Genomic DNA, 21,542 nt, shown 5'->3' with positions numbered 1-21,542 from the left:
GCGCGGGCGTGCGCGTCAGACGGCCTCAAGAATGTCGATCACGAAGACCAATGTCGAGTTCGCCGGCACCGCGCCCTGCGCCTGGTCCTTGTAGCCGAGTGCGGGGGGCACCACGAGCAGCACGCGACTGCCGACCGTCTGGCCCACCAGGCCCTTGTCCCAGCCCTGGATCAGGCTCCCGGTGCCGACCTGGAGGGCCTGCGCGCCGCCGTGGCTCCAGGAGGAGTCGAACTGCTGGCCGTTGCTCCAGAGCACCCCGGTGTACTGGACCACCAGGGTCTGGCCGGACTTCACCTGGGTGCCGTCGCCCTTGATCAGCACGAACTGCTGCAGGTCCGTGGGTGCCGGCTGGCCGGCCGGAATCGTGATCGTCGGAGCGGCCTTGCCGTTGTCCTTCACCTGCGGCGAGGTCGCGGGCGCCTGGGTCATCGTGCCCGAGAGGGTGGAGTCCTGCGGCAGGGTCTCGGCGATGTCCAGCACGAAGACCACGGTGTCGCCCCCGGCGATGCCCAGCGTGGTGTTGCCCTGGCTGCCGAACGCGGCGGCGGGCGGAGCCACCACCAGGACCCGGGTGCCGACCTTCTTGCCCACCACGCTCTGGTCGAAGGCGGGCACCAGCTGGCCGCTGCCGGCCTGGAACAGCTGCGGACGGCCGCCGGCGTCGTACGAGCTCGGCAGGTCCTTGCCGGTCGTCCAGTCCTTCGCGGAGTAGTTGACCGTCACCCAGTCGCCCTTGCCGACCGTCGCACCGTCACCCTCGGTGACCGTCTTGATCACGAACTGGCCGCTGGGCTGGCCCGCCGGAACGGTGATGGTGGCCTTGCTGCCGAAGGCGCCCTCGACGGTCGGCATCGGCGCGGCCTCGCTCACCGGGGAGGGCACCGTGGGCGCCGCACTCGACGCCGTGGGGGACGCCTCGGCGGGCGCCTTCGAGCTGCTGCTGCAGGCGACCACCAGCAGCAGAGGGAGGACTACGAGCAAACCGGCGGTGCGGCGCACGGTGTTCCTAACTGTCGGTCAAGGGCAGCTGTACGCGGATTCCTCCGACAGCGTAGGCCGAGACCGCACCGTGCCCCGGTAGGCGACACCGGGGCACGGTTCCACGTCACACTGAGCTCTTGCGCACGGGGCGTCACATCCCCGCGATGAGCTTCTCCACCCGCTCGTCCACCGAACGGAACGGGTCCTTGCAGAGCACCGTGCGCTGCGCCTGGTCGTTCAGCTTCAGGTGCACCCAGTCGACCGTGAAGTCCCGCCGCTGCTCCTGCGCCCGGCGGATGAAGTCGCCGCGCAGCCGGGCCCGGGTGGTCTGCGGCGGGACGGACTTCGCCTCGAAGGTCTTGAGGTCCGTCGTCACCCGTTCGGCCTGTCCCTTGGCCTGCAGCAGGTAGAACAGGCCGCGCCGGCGGTGGATGTCGTGGTAGGCCAGGTCGATCTGGGCCACCCGCGGGTTGGACATGCTCATCTGGTGCTTCTCGCGGTACCGCTCGATCAGCCGGTACTTCATGATCCAGTCGATCTCGTTGCCGACCTTGGCGAGGTCCTCGGTGCGCACGGCCTCCAGGGTGCGGCCCCACAGCTCCAGCACCCGGGCGATGGTGCCGGTGTTGATCCCCTTGCGGTCGGCGAACTCCAGCGCCTTGCTGTAGTACTCCTCCTGGATCTCCAGCGCGCTGGCCTCCCGGCCGTTGGCGAGCCGGACCTGGTGGGTGCCGGTCAGGTCGTGGCTGACCTCGCGGATCGCCCGGATCGGGTTCTCCAGCGTCAGGTCGCGCAGCACCACGCCGGCCTCGATCAGGCGCAGCACGAGGTCGGTGGCGCCGACCTTGAGCAGGGTGGTGGTCTCCGACATGTTGGAGTCGCCCACGATGACGTGCAGTCGCCGGTAGCGCTCGGCGTCGGCGTGCGGCTCGTCGCGGGTGTTGATGATCGGGCGGGAGCGGGTGGTCGCCGAGCTGACGCCCTCCCAGATGTGCTCGGCCCGCTGGCTGACGCAGTAGACCGCGCCGCGCGGGGTCTGCAGCACCTTCCCGGCGCCGCAGATCAGCTGGCGGGTCACCAGGAAGGGGATCAGCACGTCGGAGAGCCGGGAGAACTCGCCGTGCCGGGCCACCAGGTAGTTCTCGTGGCAGCCGTAGGAGTTCCCGGCCGAGTCGGTGTTGTTCTTGAACAGGTAGACGTCGCCGGCGATGCCCTCCTCGTGCAGCCGCCGCTCGGCGTCGACCAGGAGCCCCTCGAGGATGCGCTCGCCCGCCTTGTCGTGCGTGACCAGCTCGGTCACCTCGTCGCACTCGGGTGTCGCGTACTCGGGGTGCGAGCCCACGTCGAGGTAGAGGCGTGCCCCGTTGCGCAGGAAGACGTTGCTGCTGCGGCCCCAGGAAACGACACGGCGGAAGAGGTACCTGGCCACCTCGTCCGGGGACAGCCGTCGTTGTCCCCGGAACGTGCACGTGACGCCGTACTCGTTCTCCAGCCCGAAAATTCGGCGGTCCATAGAGGCATCCATTCTCTGATTGGAGCTGTCCGAAACCGCCTCCACGGCGACAGTGCGTCCACGCCCGGCCCGGTCCGGCCTCGCACGTGCGCACTGCACCCCGTAGGGGCACGTGAATCCCGTACGGCCCGTCGGGCCGGCCGTACGGGATTCACCCACAAGGGCTACTCCGACGTCGCCGCCGGCTTGTCCTCGTCCTCGTCCGCCTCCGCGGACTGGTCCCCGTCGAGCAGCCGGCCCAGCTGGCTGCCGAGGATGCGCTTGAACTTGCGTTGCTGGAAGCGCTGGCGGTCCAGCACCGCCACCTCCAGCTGTTCGGGCGTCAGGGTGCGCGGGGTACCGCCGTTGGGATCCCTGGCGAGGGAGTCGACGGCCAGCTTGAGGGCCTCGGTGAGGCTCAGGCCCGTCCGGTGGCGCTGGCCGAGGTAGCTGCCGATGGAGTCGGCGTTGCCGCCCACCACGACGGTGTTCTGCTCGTCCACCACCGAGCCGTCGGGGGTCAGGCGGTAGATCTGGTCGTCGTCGGGCGACTTGCCGACCTCGGCGACGATCAGCTCGACCTCGTAGGGCTTCTCGCCGACCGAGGAGAAGATGGTGCCGAGCGTCTGGGCGTAGACGTTGGCCAGGCCCCGGGCCGTCACGTCGGCCCGGTCGTAGGAGTATCCGCGCAGGTCGGCGTAGCGGACGCCGCCGATGCGCAGGTTCTCGAACTCGTTGTAGCGGCCGACCGCCGCGTAGGCGATCTGGTCGTAGATCTCGGAGACCTTGTGCAGGGCGCGCGAGGTGTTCTCGGCGACGAAGACGATGCCGTCGGCATAGGTGAGCACGACCACGCTACGGCCGCGCGCGATGCCCTTGCGGGCGTACTCCGCGCGGTCCGCCATGGCCTGCTGAGGCGAGACGTAGAACGGTGTGGACACCGGCGGTCGTCCCCTTCTGTCAGGGCCCCTCCGGCCCGCTGGCGGGCCCGGGAGGGAGGGTCGGGAGGTGGATCGGGCGGAGTGCCTAGAGGAGCGGGGCCTGGGGGCCGTTGGGGCGCTCCAGGCGGGTCTCGGTGATCGAGTGCGCGATGTCGGAGACCTCGGTCTCGGACAGCCTGCGGAAGCCGGCGTCGGTGATCAGCGAGACGATCGGGAAGATCTTGCGGGCGAGGTCGGGACCGCCGGTCGCCGAGTCGTCGTCGGCGGCGTCGTAGAGGGCCTGCACCACCACGGTGGAGGCCTGCTGCGCGGACAGGCCCGCGCGGTAGAGCTTCTTCATCGAGCCCCGGGCGAAGACCGAGCCGGAGCCGGTGGCGGCGAAGCCGCGCTCCTCGGAGCGGCCGCCGGTGACGTCGTAGGTGAAGATCCGGCCCCGGCCGAGGTCGAGGTCGTAGCCCGCGAACAGCGGGACCACCGCGAGACCCTGCATCGCCATGCCCAGGTTGCCCCGGATCATCGTGGTGAGGCGGTTGGCCTTGCCCTCGAAGGAGAGGACGGTGCCCTCGATCTTCTCGTAGTGCTCCAGCTCCAACTGGAAGAGCCGGACCATCTCGACGGCGAGCCCGGCGGTGCCGGCGATGCCGACCGCGCTGTACTCGTCGGCCGGGAAGACCTTCTCGATGTCGCGCTGGGCGATCACGTTGCCCATGGTGGCCCGGCGGTCGCCGGCGATGACCACGCCGCCGTCGAAGACCGCGGAGACGATCGTCGTCCCGTGCGGCGCGTCGATGGTCAGCCCCTCGGGGAGGCCGCGGCGGCCCGGGATCATGTCCGGCGAGTGCTCGGCCAGGAAGTCGATGAACGAGGACGACCCGGGGGTCAGGAAGGCAGCCGGTAGACGCCCGGTGCCACGAGTGTTGGCTTCCACACGATTCCTTCCGAGTAGCTTGAAGCGCGCGTTGCCCGCACCCTACCCGCCGGACGATCACTATCCACCTGTGGTCGCCGCGGACGTCTGGGGCGGACCGGGGCGGACGGGAGGCCCGAGCCTCCCGTCCGCCCGAAGCGGTCTGGGCCGTCAATTCCGCGAATGCCCGGGACCGTCCACCGGCTGGCCCCGGGCCCGTCCGGGACGGCTACTGGCCGCCCTTCTGGACGAATTGCCGCACGAAATCCTCGGCATTCGACTCCAGAACCTCGTCGATTTCGTCCAGAACCGCGTCCACGTCGTCGGTCAGCTTTTCCTGGCGCTCCTGGAGCTCCTCGGAATTCTGCGTCTCGGCAGCCTGCTCCTCGACCTCCTCGGAGGCACGGTTCGCCCGCTGCTGGCCGCCGCCGGTGTCCTTGCTCGCCATTTCCCTCACCCCGCTCATTCGTCTGGCACGGCTTGGTGCTGTCAGGTCTGCACGTGCTGCGTGTCTGCGCCGCTGCGTCGACCCTATACACCGGGTGCGACAATCGCTCCCGGTTTGCGTGTGGCGCTTCCTGTCCAACGCCGGGGGCTCCCCCGGATGATTCCCATTCGGGACGCGTTCACCCGTGGTGATCGAAAAGTTACCCGTCGAACGGACGGCGGCGCCGGACCGGGGGCCGGGCCCCGCGGCCGCGTCGGAGCCGCCCGCGGCACCCGGCCCAGCGGGCGTCCGCGGGCAGCGCGCGCCGGCCGCTCAGGTGCCGCCCTGTCCGCGGTCGCCGGAGAGCACCCGGACCAGGTCCTCGGCGGTGCGACAGCGGTCCAGCAGGTCCTTCACGTGGTCGCGTGTCCCGCGCAGCGGCTCCAGTGTCGGCACCCGCTGGAGCGAGTCCCGGCCCGGGAGGTCGAAGATCACCGAGTCCCAGGAGGCCGCGGCGACGTGGTCCGCGTACTGCTCCAGGCAGCGGCCGCGGAAGTACGCCCTGGTGTCCTCCGGGGGCTTGCCCACGGCTCGCAGGACGTCCTCCTCGGACACCAGCCGCTCGAAGCGGCCTCGGGCCACCAGGCGGTTGTAGAGGCCCTTCTCGGCCCGGACGTCGCTGTACTGGAGGTCGATCAGCTCCAGCCGGGAGTTGTCCCAGTCGAGGCCGTCCCGGCTGCGGTAGCCCTCCAGGATCTCCTTCTTGGCGACCCAGTCCAGCTGCCGGGACAGGCTCATCGGATCGCGCTCCAGGCGGCCCAGCACGTCCTCCCAACGGGCCAGGACGTCCACGGTCTGCTCGTCCGCGTCGTTGCCGTAGCGGTCCTCCACGTACTTGCGGGCCAGCTCGCAGTACTCCAGCTGGAGCTGGACGGCGGTCAGCCGGCGCCCGCTGCGCAGGGTGATCAGGTGCTTGAGGCCCGGGTCGTGGGAGACCCGGTGCAGCGTCCGCACCGGCTGGTCGACGGCGAGGTCGGAGGCGATGAAGGCGTCCTCGATCATCGCCAGCACCAGGGAGGTGGTGCCCAGCTTGAGGTAGGTGGAGATCTCGGAGAGGTTGGCGTCCCCGATGATCACGTGCAGCCGGCGGTACTTCTCGGCGTCGGCGTGCGGTTCGTCGCGGGTGTTGATGATCGGGCGCTTGAGGGTGGTCTCCAGGCCGACCTCGACCTCGAAGTAGTCGGCGCGCTGGCTGAGCTGGAACCCGTTCGCGTTGCCGTCCTGCCCGATCCCGACCCGGCCGGCGCCGGTGACGACCTGGCGCGAGACGAAGAACGGGGTGAGGTGGCGGACGATGTCGGCGAACGGCGTCGACCGCTTCATCAGGTAGTTCTCGTGAGTGCCGTAGGAGGCGCCCTTGTTGTCGGTGTTGTTCTTGTACAGGCGGATGGTCTGGCCGTTGGGCAGGTCCAGGGCCCGGGCCGCCGCCGTCTCCATGACACGCTCGCCGGCCTTGTCCCAGAGCACGGCGTCGCGCGGGTTGGTGACCTCGGGCGAGCTGTACTCGGGGTGCGCGTGGTCCACGTAGAAGCGGGCGCCGTTGGTGAGGATGATGTTGGCGAGACCGATGTCCTCGTCGGTCAGCTGGCTGGCGTCCGCGACGTCACGCGCGAGGTCGAAGCCCCGGGCGTCGCGCAGCGGATTCTCCTCCTCGAAGTCCCAGCGGGCCCGCCGAGCCCGGTGCATCGCCGCGGCGTACGCGTTGACGATCTGGGACGAGGTGAGCATGGCGTTGGCGTTCGGGTGCCCGGGTACGGAGATCCCGTACTCGGTCTCGATCCCCATCACGCGCCGTACGGTCATGCGGCCCTCCTTGCCCGGTGCGCCGCCCCCCACGGGCGGAACGCACTGACGTACCGCTGAACAACACCGCGGCCTGCCGGGCGGCCGCCGACGGTGGGTAGAGCCTAGAACGCGGCACCGACGGTGCCGCCCCGAGACGCGCCGTCCGGCTGCGGGGCCGCGAGGCGCCACAGCCGGACGGGGAGTACGGGCCGACGGGAGATACCTGGTTACAGGTACTGCCCCGTGTTGGCCACGGTGTCGATCGAGCGGCCGGACTCGGCGCCCTGCTTGCCGGTGACGAGCGTACGGATGAAGACGATCCGCTCGCCCTTCTTGCCGGAGATGCGGGCCCAGTCGTCCGGGTTGGTGGTGTTGGGCAGGTCCTCGTTCTCCTTGAACTCGTCCACACAGGCGGCGAGCAGGTGGGCGACGCGCAGACCGCGCTGACCGTGATCGAGGAAGTCCTTGATGGCCATCTTCTTCGCCCGGTCCACGATGTTCTGGATCATGGCGCCGGAGTTGAAGTCCTTGAAGTACAGGACCTCCTTGTCACCGTTGGCGTAGGTGACCTCCAGGAAGCGGTTCTCCTCGGTCTCGGTGTACATCCGCTCGACGACCGCCTGGATCATCGCCGCCACGGTGGAGTCCACCGAGCCGTCGTGCTCCTTGAGGTCGTCCGGGTGGAAGGGCAGCGAGTCCCTGAGATACTTCGAGAAGATGTCCTTGGCCGCCTCGGCGTCCGGACGCTCGATCTTGATCTTGACGTCCAGCCGGCCGGGCCGCAGGATCGCCGGGTCGATCATGTCCTCACGGTTCGAGGCACCGATGACGATGACGTTCTCCAGGCCCTCGACACCGTCGATCTCGGCCAGCAGCTGCGGAACGATGGTGTTCTCCACGTCCGAGCTGACACCCGAGCCGCGGGTGCGGAAGAGCGACTCCATCTCGTCGAAGAAGACGATGACGGGCGTGCCCTCGCTGGCCTTCTCGCGAGCACGCTGGAAGACCAGGCGGATCTGCCGCTCGGTCTCGCCGACGTACTTGTTGAGCAGCTCGGGGCCCTTGATGTTGAGGAAGTAGCTCTTGCCCTGCGGGCGACCGGTGACCTCGGCGACCTTCTTGGCGAGCGAGTTCGCGACGGCCTTGGCGATCAGCGTCTTGCCACAGCCGGGAGGGCCGTAGAGCAGGACGCCCTTCGGCGGCCGGAGCTCGTACTCCTTGAACAGGTCGGCGTGCAGGTAGGGCAGCTCGACCGCGTCCCGGATCTGCTCGATCTGGTTGGCCAGACCGCCGATCTGCCGGTAGTCGATGTCGGGGACCTCTTCGAGGACCAGGTCCTCGACCTCCGACTTCGGAACCACCTCGTAGACGTAGCCGGAGCGCGGCTCCAGCAGCAGGGCGTCACCGGAACGCAGGGTGAGGCCGCGCAGCGGTTCGGCGAGCCGGACCACCCGCTCCTCGTCGGTGTGCCCGGTGACCAGGGCGCGCTCGCCGTCCTCAAGGACTTCCTTGAGGGTGACGATGTCGCCGATGCTCTCGAAGGCCATCGCGTCCACGATGTTGAGGGCCTCGTTGAGCATCACCTCCTGGCCGCGGCGCAGCTCGTCGAGCTCTACGCTCGGGCTGACGTTGACCCGCAGCTTTCGGCCGCCGGTGAAGATGTCTGCGGTACCGTCCTCGTTCTGGACGAGGAAGGTGCCGAATCCGGCGGGGGGCTGGGCCAGCCTGTCCACTTCCTCCTTGAGGGCCACGATCTGGTCGCGGGCCTCTCGCAGGGTGGAGGCGAGCCGCTCGTTCTGAGCGGTCGCGCCTGCCAGGTTGGTCTGGAGCTCGACGATCCGCTCTTCGAGGATTCTCGAATTGCGCGGCGAGTCGGCGAGCTTGCGGCGCAGGACAGCGATTTCCTGCTCGAGGTACGAGACCTGTGCGGCCTCGTCGGAACCACGAGCGGGCCTGCCGGGGCTGCGGTTGTAGTCGTCATCGTGGGCTGCCACGGTCCTCACCTCCTCCGGGGAGCTGGACGCTTCCAGACCCTACCTGGGACCAGGGGTATGTAAACCCCTAGATCAAGAAAGATGGAACGGGCGTGTCCGATCTTCGCCCTCGCGTGCTTCCCCTCTGCGTGAAGGGATACCCCGGCGCACACCTGTCAAAGCGGACCGGATGTATCGTCGAGCAAGTCGATATCCGATCGGGACCGCGAATTGCTGTCCGATCGTTGTACGAATGGCGGGATTGCCCCTGAATCCGGGGCGACCCGGGACGAAACGGCAGGAGACATGTCGGTGACCGGTGGCACGACGGCGGCGGGCGAGCCCCTTGAGGTGTGGATCGACCAGGATCTGTGCACCGGTGACGGCATCTGCGTGCAGTACGCCCCGGAGGTCTTCGAACTGGACATCGACGGCCTCGCGTACGTGAAGGGCTCCGACGACGAGCTGCGCCAGCAGCCGGGCGAGACCGCGCCGGTGCCGCTGACTCTGCTTCAGGACGTGGTGGACTCGGCGAAGGAGTGCCCCGGGGACTGCATCCACGTACGCCGGGTGGCGGATCGGGTCGAGGTCTACGGGCCGGACGCCGACTGATTCGGGCGCAGGCCGTCTCTGGACCGCTCGCCTCCGGGCCGCGGGCGGGCTTCGGCTCACGGGCCGGCGCTGACGGCACGAGGCGCTGACGGGGCGACCGGGGCTCGTGGGCGGGCCTGCGGCTCACCGGCCGGCGCTGACGGCACGAGGCGCTGACAGGGAGACCGGAACGGGTCGGTGACCGGGGCTCGTGGGCGGGCCTGCGGCTCCCGTGGGAGGGGTCAGGCGCGGGCGGCCGGGGCGCTGGTCGCGGTGCGGGTCCAGGTGCCGTTCCGGCGGGTCCAGGTGAGGTCCAGTGAGAGGTCCGGGCTGAAGCGCGGGACGTCGTCGGAGGAGTAGCCCTGGGCGTGACCGGTGATCACACCGTCGCTGCGCAGGGCCAGCCTGCCGACCGTCAGGTTCTCCTGCTCCGAGAGCAGGGTGGCGAGCACCACCGGGCGGTCGCCGGGCCCGGCTCCGGGGCCGAGCAGGTAGACCGCGTCGGGCGGGGTGCCGTTCTCGGCGTCGCAGTGCGCGGCCGCCACCGTCCCGGGCCTGCCGTCCCCGAGATCCGCGCCGAAGTGCACGGATATCTTCACCGGGAACGGTCCGCAGTCGAGGGGGAGTTCGGCCTTGGCCGGATCCGGAGCCTCCGCCGCCGGCAGCGCCCTGGGAGTGGGCCGCACGGGTGCGGTCGAGCCCTGGGCCGGGTCGGCCGCCAGCGCCCCGGCCACCACGGCGGCGCAGCCCGCCGCCACCACCGCCCAGTGCAGCAGCCCCGACCGGGCCTGCGCGGGGCCCGTCGGGCGGGCGCCTCCCCCGGTGTCCTCGTCAGCCATCGCCGTCCCGACCGCAGTTTCCACCGGGCGTTCCCCTCCACCGGTACGGTGCCGCCGAACGGCACGGTGGGTCTGTGTGAGCGAGCATCGTCCCACACGCCCCCGGTGTCCCGTGCAGGGGGTCGCACGACGTGACGGCTCGCCCCACCTGCACGGACGCGAGGGGCGGTACGACGGGCCGAAGCCCGTCGTACCGCCCCTCGCGCGGTCGCGTCATCGCGGTCGTGTCATCGCGGTCGTGTCATCGCGGTCGCGTCATCGCGGTCGTGTCATCGCCGTCGTGTCATCGCCGTCAGCCGAGCTCCGGTGCCCCGGTCGGCTCGGTGCCCACGTCGCGGGCGGCCGCCCGGGCGGCGGCGCGCTCCTGGAGGCTCTGCTCCGGAGACCCGTTGTCGTACTCCTCGCCGTAGGCGCCCTTGGCGGGGCGACGACGGCGCAGCGGCGGCTCGACACCGTCGGCGAGGCGGCGGGAGGTGAGCAGGAAGCCGGTGTGACCGATCATCCGGTGGTCCGGGCGGACCGCGAGGCCCTCCAGGTGCCAGGTGCGGACCATGGTCTCCCAGGCCTGCGGTTCGGTGAAGGTGCCGTGCTCGCGAAGCGCCTCGACCGTGCGCGACATCTGCGTGGTGGTGGCCACGTAGCAGCAGATCAGGCCGCCGGGAACGAGCGCCCTGGAGGCGACGTCCAGGCACTCCCAGGGGGCGAGCATGTCGAGGATCACGCGGTCGACGTCGGTCTCCACCAGGTTGTCCTGGAGGTCGCCCACGGTGAGCTTCCAGGCCGGGTGCGAGCCGCCGAAGTAGCGCTCGACGTTGCTCTTGGCGATGTCGGCGAAGTCCTGGCGGCGCTCGTAGGAGGCCAGCAGGCCGGTGTCGCCGACGGCGCGCAGCAGGTAGGTGCTGAGCGCACCGGAGCCGACGCCGGCCTCGACCACGCGGGCACCGGCGAAGATGTCGGCCATCGCCAGGATCTGCCCCGCGTCCTTGGGGTAGATCACGGCGGCGCCTCGCGGCATGGACAGGACGTAGTCGGGGAGCAGGGGGCGCAGCGCGAGGTACGGGACGTTCCCCGTGGTGCGCACGACCGTGCCCTCGGGGGAGCCGATCAGCTCGTCGTGCGGGAACGCACCCTTGTGGGTGTGGAACTGGTTCCCGGCCTGGAGCGTGAACGTGTAGTGGCGGCCCTTCGGGTCGGTCAGCTGGACCTGGTCCCCGACCTGGAAGGGCCCGCGTCGGCGGGTGGCACCGGTCGGTTCGGACATGCGGACAATTCTAAGGGCTGCCGCGCGTCCCACCGACCACGGGCGTCACCACCGGTCACAGGCGTGACCGCGGCTCCGGTCACCCCCGACCCCGTACCCGCCCCCGGCGTGGACCGACCGGTCGGTCCAGAAGCCCCCGACGACCCCAGCCTGACCAGATCCCGGAGTGAACCGACCGGTCGGTCCAGAAACTCCCGACGACCCCAGCCCGACCGCCCCAGGAGTGAACCGACCGGTCGGTCTAGAAACTCCCGACGACCCCGACCCGACCAGATCCAGGAGTGGACCGACCGGTCGGTTCAGGCGCCCGCGACGGCCCGGCTGAGCCGCTGCTCGACGTCGGTCAGCGCCACCACCCCGTACACCGAGCCGTCCGCCTCGACGGCCAGGTACTCACTGGCCGGGGCCGCCCGCAGCGCCCCGAGCAGGTCCTCGCCGGCCAGGTCGGCCGACAGGCGCAGGCCCGGCTCCAGATCCCGGGAGAGCGCCCCCACCGCGATCCACGGCCGACGGTGCTCGGGCACCGCCCGGACCGCGGACTCACGCACCAGGGCGATCGGCTCGCCCAGCCCGTCCACCACCAGCACCGCGCCCGCCTCGGCCTCCCGGGCCCGGCGCAGCGCCTCCCCCAGCGGGGTGTCGGCGGTCACCCGTACGGCCCGGCGGGCCAGCTCGCGCACCCGCAGGCCCGGCAGCGCCTCCTTGAGCCGGGCGTTGCGGACGCTGCCGACGGCGCCGTTCCAGATGATCGCGGCGAGGATCGCGGCCAGCGCCGCGTCGATCAGGGTGTCGGTCCCACTGCGGCCGGCGCCGCCGTCCCGGGAGGCGCTGAACAGCGGCAGGCCGATCAGGACGGCGATCGCCAGGCCCCGGCCGGCCCAGGACGCCGCGACGGTGCCGGTCATCGGGCGGCCGGTCAGGCCCCAGACGACGGCCCGCAGCATCCGGCCGCCGTCCAGCGGAAGGCCCGGCAGCAGGTTGAAGGCGGCCACCACGAAGTTGCTGACCATCAGGCCGGTCAGCAGCACCCCGGGGACGCTGGCGAGTTCGACCAGCCGCCCGGCGGCCAGGAAGACGCCGCCGAGCAGCAGGGAGAGCAGCGGCCCGACGAAGGCCAGCCAGAACTCCCGGGCCGGGCTCTGGGCCTCGTTCTCGATCTCCGAGATGCCGCCGAGGAACTGCAGCTGGATCCGGCGCACCCCGAGTCCGTAGCGCAGTGCGACCACCGTGTGGGCCAGCTCGTGGACCAGGACGGAGGCGTAGAAGGCGATCGCGAAGGAGAGCGCGACCAGGTAGCGGGTGGCGCCGAGGTCGGGCAGCACCTGGGAGAGCTGGCCGCCGAAGATCCAGGTGATCAGCGCGGCGACGACGAACCAGGACGGGGTGACGTAGACCGGGACGCCGAACGGGCGGCCCATCAGGATGCCGCCGCGCGGCTGCGGGTCCTCGCCCGGGCGCCGGCCCGGAGCCGGCGGTCCGCCGGGCGGAGGCGTACCGCCGGCCGGTGGCTGGTCGGAGGTCTGCCGCCCCCTGGTGTCGCTCACCGTTGTCCCTCCAGCTCGTCGTCCCGGTTCGGTGCCCCGACGTGCCCGGCGGCGTGGTCCACGGGGCCCGGTCGCGGCGCCCGTGGGCCGAACCGGCTGCGTCGGGCCGTGCGCCCACGCTACGTGATCTCCGGTGCGATCCGGTGTCCGCCCCTCCTACAGCTCCTGTACCCGTTCCGGGGCGTCCTCAGCGCGGCGGGTGTCAGCGCCGTGGCAGCGCGATGACAGCGCCGGGCAATAGGGTCGGGGTATGCACCAGACCGACCACGGCTCTGCCGTCGGGGCCCCGGCCCGCCCGGCCGCGCCCCCGACCGGGCTGTCCCCGTCACGTGCGGGGGACTTCCTGACCTGTCCGCTGCTCTACCGGCTCCGGGTGATCGACAAGCTGCCGGAGCCGCCCAGTCCGGCCGCCACCCGCGGCACGCTCGTGCACGCCGTCCTGGAGCGACTGTTCGACAGCCCGGCCGCCGAGCGCACCCACGAGCGCGCGCTCGGCCTGCTGCGCCCGCAGTGGGAGCGCCTGCTGGGCGAGCGGCCCGAGCTGGCCTCACTGTTCGGCGGAGGCGAGGGACCGGAGCCGGACGGCGCCGCGCTGACCCGCTGGCTGGCCGATGCCGAGAAGCTGATCGGCCAGTGGTTCAAGCTGGAGGACCCGACCCGTCTGCACCCGGTCGAGCGCGAGCTGTACGTGGAGACGCAGCTGGAGTCCGGCCCGCTGCTGCGCGGCTACATCGACCGGGTGGACGTCGCACCGACCGGCGAGGTCCGCCTGGTCGACTACAAGACCGGCCGGGCGCCCTCGCGGGACTTCGAGGGCAAGGCCATGTTCCAGATGAAGTTCTACGCCCTGGTGGTGTGGCGCTGGAAGGGCGTCGTCCCCAAGCGGCTTCAGCTGGTCTACCTGGGCGGCGGCGGGGACGTGGTCTCCTACGACCCGGAGGAGGCCGATCTGCTCGCCGTGGAGCGCAAGCTGCTGGCGCTCTGGGAGACGATCAGCCGCGCGGTGGCCACCGGCGAGTTCCCGGCCACCCGCAACCGGCTCTGCGACTGGTGCGACCACAAGGCGAGCTGCCCGGAGTTCGGCGGCACTCCCCCGCCGTACCCGCTGCCGCTGCTCACCCTGCCCCTGGTCCCGGCCGCACGGCCGGAGGCCGACCCGCCCGGGGCGCACGACGACCGACCGACGGCCGACCGCCCGACGGCCGGCCTGCCGAACGACGACCGACCGACGGCCGGCCCGTCGAACGACGACCGACCGACGGCCGGCCTGCCGAACGACGGCGGCCTGAACGACGGCCGCCCGAACGACCGACCTGACGACCGCCCCGACATCGACCCCCGGCCGGGCGTACCAGCCGCCGACGCGGCCCCGCAGGGGTCGCCCGAGCACCTGAGCAAGGAGTCCTAGGTGACGATCCGAGTGCTGCTGGTCGACGACCAGCCGCTGCTGCGCACCGGCTTCCGGATGATCCTGGAGGCCGAGACCGACCTGGTGGTGGTCGGTGAGGCCGGCGACGGGCAGCAGGCGCTGGACCAGGTCCGCGCGCTGCAGCCCGACGTGGTGCTGATGGACATCCGGATGCCCCGGATGGACGGCGTCGAGGCGACCCGCCGGATCGCCGGTCCCGGCCGCGACGGGCCGGCCAAGGTGCTGGTGCTGACCACCTTCGACCTGGACGAGTACGTGGTCGAGGCGCTGCGGGCCGGCGCCAGCGGCTTCCTGCTCAAGGACGTCCCCGCCGAGGAGCTGGTGCAGGCGATCCGGGTCGTCGCGGACGGCGCCGCCATGCTCGCCCCGAGCATCACCCGCCGCCTGCTGGACATGTACGCCACCAAGCTCCCGTCCGGGGACGAGGCGCCGCCGCAGGCCCTCACCGCGCTGACGGAGCGTGAGCTGGAGGTGCTCCGGCTGGTCGCCAAGGGCCTGTCGAACGCCGAGATCGCGGCCGAGCTGTTCGTCAGCGAGACGACGGTGAAGACGCACGTCGGCCATGTGCTGACCAAGCTTCAGCTGCGCGACCGGGTGCAGGCCGCGGTCTACGCGTACGAGAGCGGTCTGGTGCGCCCGGGGGCGCTGTAGCGGTCGGCGGGCCGGACGTGACGGTGGCCCGTCCGCTCCTGTGCACCAGGAGGAGCGGACGGGCCACCGTGTCCGAGGCCGCCGGCCCCGGTCGCACCCGGGGCCGGCGGCGGGTCCTACTTGCCGCTGCGGCCGATCTCCCAGAACCGGAACACGCCGGTGGTGTCGACGGTCGACTCCACACCCGTGATGTCGGAGCGGGAGGCGTAGAGCGACTTGGTCTGGAAGATCGGGATCAGCGGCACGCCCTCGGCGGTGATGTTCTGCATCTGCGCGAAGGTGGAGGAGGCGGCGGCCCGGTCGGCCTGTCGCAGGCTCTCCGGCACGAGCCGGTCACTGATCCGGGGGTCGTTCCAGCCGGTGTGGTAGGCGCCGCCGTCGACGACCAGCGGGGCCACGAAGTTGTCCGGGTCGGGGTAGTCGGCGGTCCAGCCGATCGTGTAGGCCTGGTAGCTGCCGGCCGTCCAGCCCTTCTTGAACTTGTCCCAGTCGGCTTCCTGGTTGACCGTCACCTGGAAGAGGCCGCCGGCCTCCAGCTGCCGCTTGATCTCGGCGCTCTCGGCGCCCTCGGCCCGGGCCCGCGACCAGGTGAGGCTCATCTTCACCGGCAGAGCGATCTTGGCGGCCGTCAGGATCTGCTTGGCCTTGGCGAGATCCGGGTCGCCGTACTTGTCGAAGAACGCGGTGTTGTGGCCGAGCACGCCGGCCGGCACCACCGAGTACAGCGGCTGGACGGTTCGCGCGTAGACGTCGCGGGCGAGCACCTTGCGGTCCAGCAGCTGGGCCACCGCCTGACGCACGGCCGGGTTGCCGGTGACCGCGTCCTTGGTGTTGAAGGCCAGGTAGCGGGTCTCGGAGCTGTCGCCCTCGGCGACCTGGACCGCGGTGTTGCCGGCCTGGACGTCTGCCAGGTACTGGGCCGCCGCGCCCGGGTCGAGGCTGTTGTCGGCGAGGTCGACCTCGCCCTTGTCCAGCGCGGTCTTCAGCTCGGCGCCCTTGTTGAAGTACCGCAGCGTGAACTTCTTGTTCTTGAGGATCTCGTCGCCGGAGTAGTGGTCGTTGGCGACCACCGTCACCCGGCCGGGCACCTTGCTGCCACCGTCGGAGGTCATCGCCTCGATCGAGTCGATCTTGTAGGGTCCCGAGCCGACCAGCTTGTCGTTGGCGAGCAGCTTGTCGGCGGGGAACACCTGGTGGTCGACGATCGAGCCGGCCGCACTGGCCAGCTTGGCGGGGAGCACCGCGTCGGGACGGCTCAGGTGGAAGGTCACCTCGGTGTCGCCCTTCGCCTCGACCGACGCGATCGAGTCGAGCAGGGAGGCGGGGCCGTTGTCGTCCTTGATCTTCGCCATCCGCTCGACGGAGAAGACCACGTCCTGAGCGGTCAGCGGGTGCCCGTTGGAGAACTTCAGGCCGCTGCGCAGGGTGCAGTGGTAGGTGGTGGCATCGCTGCCGGTGAACTCGCAGGACTGCGCGGCGTCCGGGCTCGGCGTCGAGCTGCCGGCGGGGAACTTCAGCAGCGACTGGAAGACGTTCTTCAGGAGCAGCCAGGAGCCGTTGTCGTAGGCGCCGGCCGGGTCCAGCACGCTGGTCACGCTGGTGGTTCCCATCACGATCGCACCGCCCGGGTCCGAACCGGTGACCGCCTTGGTGACCGAGCCGCAGCCCGCGACCGTGGAGGCGACGAGCCCGGCGCAGGTGAGCACTGCCAGTCGGTGAACTGAAGTCATGCGGGTAGCGTCCTTCTCCGTGCGGCCGGCGGTGTGTGCCGGTGGCCTCCGCGCTGCCTCTCCCGATGGGGAGTGCGCCGGTGGGGCCTGGTGCCGCGCGCCCGCGGACCCGACGGGGTTGCCCGTCTTCGGCGGTGGCACGGCATGGGGGCGGTGGGGCGGCAGCGATCCGCCGGCCGGGCGTGGTTCGCCGGGCCGGGGGGCTGTCGATGGGAATCGATCGAAGGTAGCGTGCCACATCGGCCGCCGATCGCTCCCACCCGTGCCGTGACTCTCTTCCGCCGCCCTGAGAGGCCCCCGGAGCAGGCAGGTAGACGACTTGTCAGCCAATGCCCGATTTCTCCCGGGTGCAACAGGACTGTCCGCTGACCGGACGGAACCTACCCGCCAGTCGGGCACTTTGACGATGAGACGACAATCACATCGTCGTCGTCACAATTCGCACACGATCGACAGTCGTGGCGCCGCACACCGTCCCGGCCCTCGGTCACGGCCGTGACGGCGGCCGACCGGGCCGGGGCGCCGCACACCCCGGCGCCGGAGGTCAGACCCGCGAGGCCACCAGCGAGCGCAGCACGTCCAGGTCGACGAGCTCCAGCGAGGGCAGCACCAGCCGCCCCGGTGCCGGCTCGATCACCGCGACCGAGGGCACCGCGATCACCGGGCAGCCCGCCGCCTCGCCGGAGAGGACCCCGGTCGGGGCGTCCTCGACGACCACGCAGCGCGCCGGTTCCGCACCCAGTCGGCGCACCGCCTCCAGGTACGGGTCGGGGTGCGGCTTGGTCCGCGGCACCTCGTCCCCGGCGACCGAGAAGGCGAAGTTGTGCGCTCCCAGGGTGGCGAGCACGATGTCGATGATGTGCCGGTGCGAGGCCGACACCAGGGCGGCCGGGATCCCGTGCGCGGCCAGCGTGTTGAGCAGCCGCTCGGCGCCCGGCATCAGCGGCACGCCGGCGCCCAGCAGGTCCACGAACCGCTGGTTGATCAGTGCGGCGAGGTCCACGGGGGCGATGTCCACCCCGGTGCTGGAGAGCAGGTAGTCGATCACCCGGCTCATCGGGCCGCCGACCACGTGCGCGCGGTCGCGCTCGTCGAGCGCGTGGCCCAGCTCGGCGAAGAGCGAGACCTCGGCCTGCCACCAGAAGTCCTCGGTGTCGACCAGCGTCCCGTCCATGTCCAGCAGCACCGCTTGCAGGCCGTGCCCGTTGCTCCGGTCGAGAGCGCGGGCGGCGGTGGAGATGGTCGTCATGGCGGGTTTCCTTCCGTTCGCGCACCCCCGGATCTGCCTCCGGGGATGGCACGGGCCGGCCCGCTGGTGAGCGGACCGGCCCGTTCAGGATGATCCAGGATACGCCGGGTTCGCCGGAATGCGGCGAACGCTGCGCGACCGCCGGGTTACCGCGCGTTGAAGTACTTGGCCTCGGGGTGGTGGATGACGATCGCGTCGGTGGACTGCTCCGGGTGGAGCTGGAACTCCTCGGAGAGCACCACGCCGATCCGCTCGGGCTTCAGCAGCTCGGCGATCTTGGCGCGGTCCTCCAGCTCCGGGCAGGCCCCGTAGCCCAGCGAGAAGCGCGCACCGCGGTACTTCAGCGCGAACATGTCCTTCACGTCCTGCGGGTCCTCACCGGAGAAGCCCAGCTCGTAGCGGACCCGGGCGTGCCAGAACTCGGCGAGCGCCTCGGCCAGCTGGACGGACAGGCCGTGCAGCTCCAGGTAGTCGCGGTACGCGTCGGCCTTGAACAGCTCGTTCGCGGCCTCCGAGATCCGGTTGCCCATGGTGACCACCTGGAGGCCCAGCACGTCCTTCTCGCCGGACTCCTCCGGGCGGAAGAAGTCGGCCAGGCACAGCCGCCGCCCACGCCGCTGGCGCGGGAAGGTGAACCGGGTGTGCTCGGAGCCGTCCTCGTTGTAGACCAGCAGGTCGTCGCCCTTGGAGGCGGCCGGGTAGTAGCCGTAGACCACGGCGGCCTCCAGCCAGCCCTCGGTCTGCAGCCGGTCCAGCCACATCCGCAGCCGCGGCCGGCCCTCGGTCTCCACCAGCTCCTCGTAGGAGGGGCCCTCACCGGTGCGCGCCGCCTTCAGGCCCCACTGGCCCTTGAACAGCGCGTCCTCGTCCAGCCAGGAGGCGTAGTCCGCGAACGGGATGCCCTTGACGATCCGGTCGCCCCAGAACGGCGGGGTGGGCACCCGGTTGTCGACCGAGACGTCCGAGCGGATCTGGCCGAGGTTCTCCTCCGGCTCCTCCACGACCTCGACCCGGGCGTGCCGGCGCTGCTTGAGCTCCGGCAGGGTCGCCCCGGGCACCCCGCGCTTGACCGCGATCAGCGCGTCCATCAGGCGCAGGCCCTCGAACGCGTCCCGGGCGTAGCGGACCTCGCCCTCGTAGATCTCGTGCAGGTCCTGCTCGACGTAGGCCCGGGTCAGCGCGGCGCCGCCGAGGATGACCGGGAAGTCCGCCGAGAGCCCCCGCTGGTTGAGCTCCTGGAGGTTCTCCTTCATGATCACGGTGGACTTGACCAGCAGACCGGACATGCCGATCACGTCGGCCCTGTTCTCCTGAGCGGCGTCCAGGATCGCCGAGACCGGCTGCTTGATGCCCAGGTTGACGACCGTGTAGCCGTTGTTCGACAGGATGATGTCGACCAGGTTCTTGCCGATGTCGTGGACGTCGCCCTTGACGGTGGCCAGCACGATGGTGCCCTTGCCCTCGTCGTCGGACTTCTCCATGTGCGGCTCCAGGTGGGCGACGGCGGTCTTCATGACCTCCGCCGACTGGAGCACGAACGGCAGCTGCATCTGGCCCGAGCCGAACAGCTCGCCGACCACCTTCATACCGGCCAGCAGCGTGCTGTTGACGATCTCCAGCGCCGGGCGCTCGGTCAGCGCCTCGTCGAGGTCCGCCTCCAGGCCCTTGCGCTCACCGTCGATGATCCGCCGCTGCAGGCGCTCCTCCAGCGGCAGCGCCGCCAGCTCCTGCGCCTTGGACGCGGCGCTGGAGGCCGCCGAGACGCCCTCGAACAGCTGGAGCAGCTTCTGCAGCGGGTCGTAGCCCTCCCGGCGGCGGTCGTAGACCAGGTCGAGGGCGACCTCGCGCTGCTCGGCCGGGATCCGGGCCATCGGCAGGATCTTCGAGGCGTGCACGATCGCGGAGTCCAGGCCGGCTTCGACGCACTCGTTCAGGAAGACCGAGTTGATCACCTGACGGGCCGCCGGGGAGAGACCGAAGGAGATGTTCGACAGGCCCAGCGTGGTCTGCACGGCCGGGTGGCGGCGCTTGAGCTCGCGGATCGCGTCGATCGTCTCGATGCCGTCGCGGCGCGACTCCTCCTGACCGGTGCCGAGCGTGAAGGCCAGGCAGTCCACCAGGATGTCGTGCTCGGCGACGCCGTACTCGCGGCCGAGCTGCTCGATCAGCCGCTCGGCGATCGCGACCTTCTTCTCGGCGGTGCGGGCCTGCCCCTCCTCGTCGATGGTCAGCGCGATCAGACCGGCGCCGTGCTCGCGGGCGAGCGCCGCGATCGTGCCGAAGCGGGTGTCCGGGCCGTCGCCGTCCTCGTAGTTCACCGAGTTCAGCAGTGCGCGGCCGCCGAGCATCTCCAGGCCGGCCCTGAGCACCGGGGTCTCGGTGGAGTCCAGCACGATCGGCAGGGTCGAGGCGGTCGCCAGCCGGCCGGCGATCTCCCGCATGTCGGCGACACCGTCACGGCCGACGTAGTCCACGCAGAGGTCCAGCAGGTGGGAGCCGTCGCGGATCTGCTCGCGGGCGATCTCCACGCAGGCCTGCCAGTCGCCGGCCAGCATCGAGTCGCGGAACTTCTTGGATCCGTTGGCGTTGGTCCGCTCGCCGATCGCCAGGTAGGAGGTGTCCTGGCGGAACGGCACCGACTGGTACAGCGACGCGGCGGACGGCTCCGGCTGCGGGTCGCGCGGGGTGATCGCCCGCCCGCGAACCCGCTCGACCACCTGCCGCAGGTGCTCGGGCGTGGTGCCGCAGCAGCCGCCGACCAGCGAGAGGCCGTACTCGCGGGTGAAGGTGTCGTGCGCGTCGGCCAGCTCGGCCGGGCTCAGCGGGTAGTGCGCGCCGTCCTTGCCGAGCACCGGCAGACCGGCGTTCGGCATGCAGGAGAGGCCGATCCGGGCGTTCTTCGCCAGGTAGCGCAGGTGCTCGCTCATCTCGGCGGGGCCGGTGGCGCAGTTCAGGCCGATGTAGTCGACGCCCAGCGGCTCCAGCGCGGTGAGCGCGGCGCCGATCTCGGAGCCCAGCAGCATCGTGCCGGTGGTCTCCACCGTCACCTGCACGATCAGCGGCAGGTCCACGCCGGCGTCGGCCAGCGCCAGCTTGGAGCCCAGGATGGCGGCCTTGGTCTGCAGCAGGTCCTGGCTGGTCTCCACCAGCAGCGCGTCCGCGCCGCCCGCGATCAGACCGGCCGCGTTCAGCCGGAAGCCGTCGCGCACGGTGGCGTAGGGGATGTGGCCCAGCGTCGGGAGCTTGGTGCCCGGGCCGATCGAGCCGAGCACCCAGCGGGTCCGGCCGTCGTCGTAGGAGTCGGCCACCTCACGGGCGATCCGGGCACCGGCCTCGGACAGCTCGAAGATCCGCTCGGGGATGTCGTACTCGCCCAGCGCCGACAGGTTGGCGCCGAAGGTGTTGGTCTCCACGCAGTCGACACCGACGGCGAAGTACGCCTCGTGCACCGAGCGCACGATGTCGGGGCGGGTGACGTTGAGGACCTCGTTGCACCCCTCCAGGTCCTGGAAGTCCTCCAGTGTCGGGTCCTGTGCCTGGAGCATCGTGCCCATCGCGCCGTCCGCGACGACGACGCGGGTGACGAGCGCTTCACGCAGGGCGTCGGCGCGCTCCTGCTGGACGGCGGTGGACGGGGTGGCGGCGGTGGCCATGGGGCTTCTCCCTGGGTGCGACGGCTGTC

Annotated in this window: 15 protein-coding genes and 2 pseudogenes; 3 read left to right on the top strand and 14 right to left on the bottom strand. The window is 71.0% G+C overall.

Going from position 1 to position 21,542, the window contains the following annotated elements; translation table 11 throughout:
* Nucleotides 1–15: 15 nt before the first annotated feature.
* The 8 genes and pseudogenes from OG823_RS27885 to arc all read right to left on the bottom strand — a co-directional run bounded on the left by OG823_RS27885 (nucleotide 16) and on the right by arc (nucleotide 8,587).
* Nucleotides 16–999, bottom strand: coding sequence for an FKBP-type peptidyl-prolyl cis-trans isomerase (locus OG823_RS27885; protein ID WP_371482805.1), 984 nt, complete (start codon nucleotides 997–999; stop codon nucleotides 16–18).
* Nucleotides 1,000–1,132: 133 nt separating this feature from the next.
* On the bottom strand, nucleotides 1,133–2,494 hold the full coding sequence (gene pafA, locus OG823_RS27880) for a Pup--protein ligase (protein ID WP_371482804.1): 1,362 nt from the start codon (nucleotides 2,492–2,494) through the stop codon (nucleotides 1,133–1,135).
* A 164-nt stretch (nucleotides 2,495–2,658) separates the two neighbouring features.
* A complete protein-coding gene (gene prcA / locus OG823_RS27875; protein ID WP_371482803.1) occupies nucleotides 2,659–3,414 on the bottom strand; it encodes a proteasome subunit alpha in 756 nt (251 codons plus the stop codon).
* 85 nt (nucleotides 3,415–3,499) lie between these two features.
* Nucleotides 3,500–4,297 carry a proteasome subunit beta gene (prcB, locus tag OG823_RS27870; protein WP_371484674.1) on the bottom strand — a complete coding sequence of 266 codons (798 nt, stop codon included), beginning with the start codon at nucleotides 4,295–4,297 and terminating at the stop codon, nucleotides 3,500–3,502.
* Nucleotides 4,294–4,371, bottom strand: a pseudogene (locus tag OG823_RS27865) (recombination endonuclease VII); the annotation flags it as partial. The pseudogene OG823_RS27865 and the gene prcB, both read right to left, overlap by 4 nt.
* Before the next feature lie 179 nt (nucleotides 4,372–4,550).
* Nucleotides 4,551–4,769, bottom strand: coding sequence for a ubiquitin-like protein Pup (locus tag OG823_RS27860; protein WP_371482802.1), 219 nt, complete (start codon nucleotides 4,767–4,769; stop codon nucleotides 4,551–4,553).
* Nucleotides 4,770–5,081: 312 nt separating this feature from the next.
* On the bottom strand, nucleotides 5,082–6,611 hold the full coding sequence (gene dop / locus OG823_RS27855) for a depupylase/deamidase Dop (protein WP_371482800.1): 1,530 nt from the start codon (nucleotides 6,609–6,611) through the stop codon (nucleotides 5,082–5,084).
* Between the two features lie 209 nt (nucleotides 6,612–6,820).
* Nucleotides 6,821–8,587, bottom strand: a complete 1,767-nt coding sequence (gene arc, locus OG823_RS27850; RefSeq protein ID WP_371482798.1) for a proteasome ATPase — start codon at nucleotides 8,585–8,587, stop codon at nucleotides 6,821–6,823.
* A gap of 291 nt (nucleotides 8,588–8,878) precedes the next feature.
* Here arc and OG823_RS27845 point away from each other — a divergent pair, with 291 nt between their 5' ends.
* A complete protein-coding gene (locus OG823_RS27845; RefSeq protein WP_371482796.1) occupies nucleotides 8,879–9,178 on the top strand; it encodes a ferredoxin in 300 nt (99 codons plus the stop codon).
* Nucleotides 9,179–9,399: 221 nt separating this feature from the next.
* Here OG823_RS27845 and OG823_RS27840 read toward each other — a convergent pair whose 3' ends face one another.
* The 3 genes from OG823_RS27840 to OG823_RS27830 all read right to left on the bottom strand — a co-directional run bounded on the left by OG823_RS27840 (nucleotide 9,400) and on the right by OG823_RS27830 (nucleotide 12,801).
* Entirely contained in the window at nucleotides 9,400–9,996 is a 597-nt protein-coding gene (locus OG823_RS27840; RefSeq protein WP_371482794.1) for a hypothetical protein, read from the bottom strand.
* Nucleotides 9,997–10,288: 292 nt separating this feature from the next.
* Nucleotides 10,289–11,257, bottom strand: a complete 969-nt coding sequence (locus tag OG823_RS27835; RefSeq protein ID WP_371482792.1) for a tRNA (adenine-N1)-methyltransferase — start codon at nucleotides 11,255–11,257, stop codon at nucleotides 10,289–10,291.
* 299 nt (nucleotides 11,258–11,556) lie between these two features.
* The gene (locus tag OG823_RS27830; RefSeq protein WP_371482790.1) at nucleotides 11,557–12,801 is read right to left on the bottom strand and encodes a site-2 protease family protein; all 1,245 of its coding nucleotides are present in this window, start codon (nucleotides 12,799–12,801) and stop codon (nucleotides 11,557–11,559) included.
* Nucleotides 12,802–13,051: 250 nt separating this feature from the next.
* Between OG823_RS27830 and OG823_RS27825 the strand changes: the two are divergent.
* Both OG823_RS27825 and OG823_RS27820 read left to right on the top strand, forming a co-directional pair.
* Nucleotides 13,052–13,921, top strand: a pseudogene (locus OG823_RS27825) (RecB family exonuclease); the annotation flags it as partial.
* 288 nt (nucleotides 13,922–14,209) lie between these two features.
* Nucleotides 14,210–14,881 carry a response regulator gene (locus OG823_RS27820; RefSeq protein ID WP_371482789.1) on the top strand — a complete coding sequence of 224 codons (672 nt, stop codon included), beginning with the start codon at nucleotides 14,210–14,212 and terminating at the stop codon, nucleotides 14,879–14,881.
* Nucleotides 14,882–14,997: 116 nt separating this feature from the next.
* On the opposite strand, the gene OG823_RS27815 is transcribed toward OG823_RS27820, so the two are convergent.
* The 3 genes from OG823_RS27815 to metH all read right to left on the bottom strand — a co-directional run bounded on the left by OG823_RS27815 (nucleotide 14,998) and on the right by metH (nucleotide 21,513).
* The gene (locus OG823_RS27815; protein ID WP_371482787.1) at nucleotides 14,998–16,611 is read right to left on the bottom strand and encodes an ABC transporter substrate-binding protein; all 1,614 of its coding nucleotides are present in this window, start codon (nucleotides 16,609–16,611) and stop codon (nucleotides 14,998–15,000) included.
* Nucleotides 16,612–17,155: 544 nt separating this feature from the next.
* Nucleotides 17,156–17,860 (bottom strand): HAD family hydrolase, encoded by a 705-nt coding sequence (locus OG823_RS27810; protein WP_371482785.1) that lies wholly within the window; start codon nucleotides 17,858–17,860, stop codon nucleotides 17,156–17,158.
* 146 nt (nucleotides 17,861–18,006) lie between these two features.
* Nucleotides 18,007–21,513, bottom strand: coding sequence for a methionine synthase (gene metH, locus OG823_RS27805; protein WP_371482783.1), 3,507 nt, complete (start codon nucleotides 21,511–21,513; stop codon nucleotides 18,007–18,009).
* Nucleotides 21,514–21,542 lie beyond the last annotated feature (29 nt).

Origin of the sequence: Kitasatospora sp. NBC_00315, from assembly GCF_041435095.1 — a bacterium.
Lineage (GTDB): Bacteria > Actinomycetota > Actinomycetes > Streptomycetales > Streptomycetaceae > Kitasatospora.
Note: the sequence above shows the minus strand (reverse complement) of the source record. Positions and strands in the feature narration are given on the sequence as shown.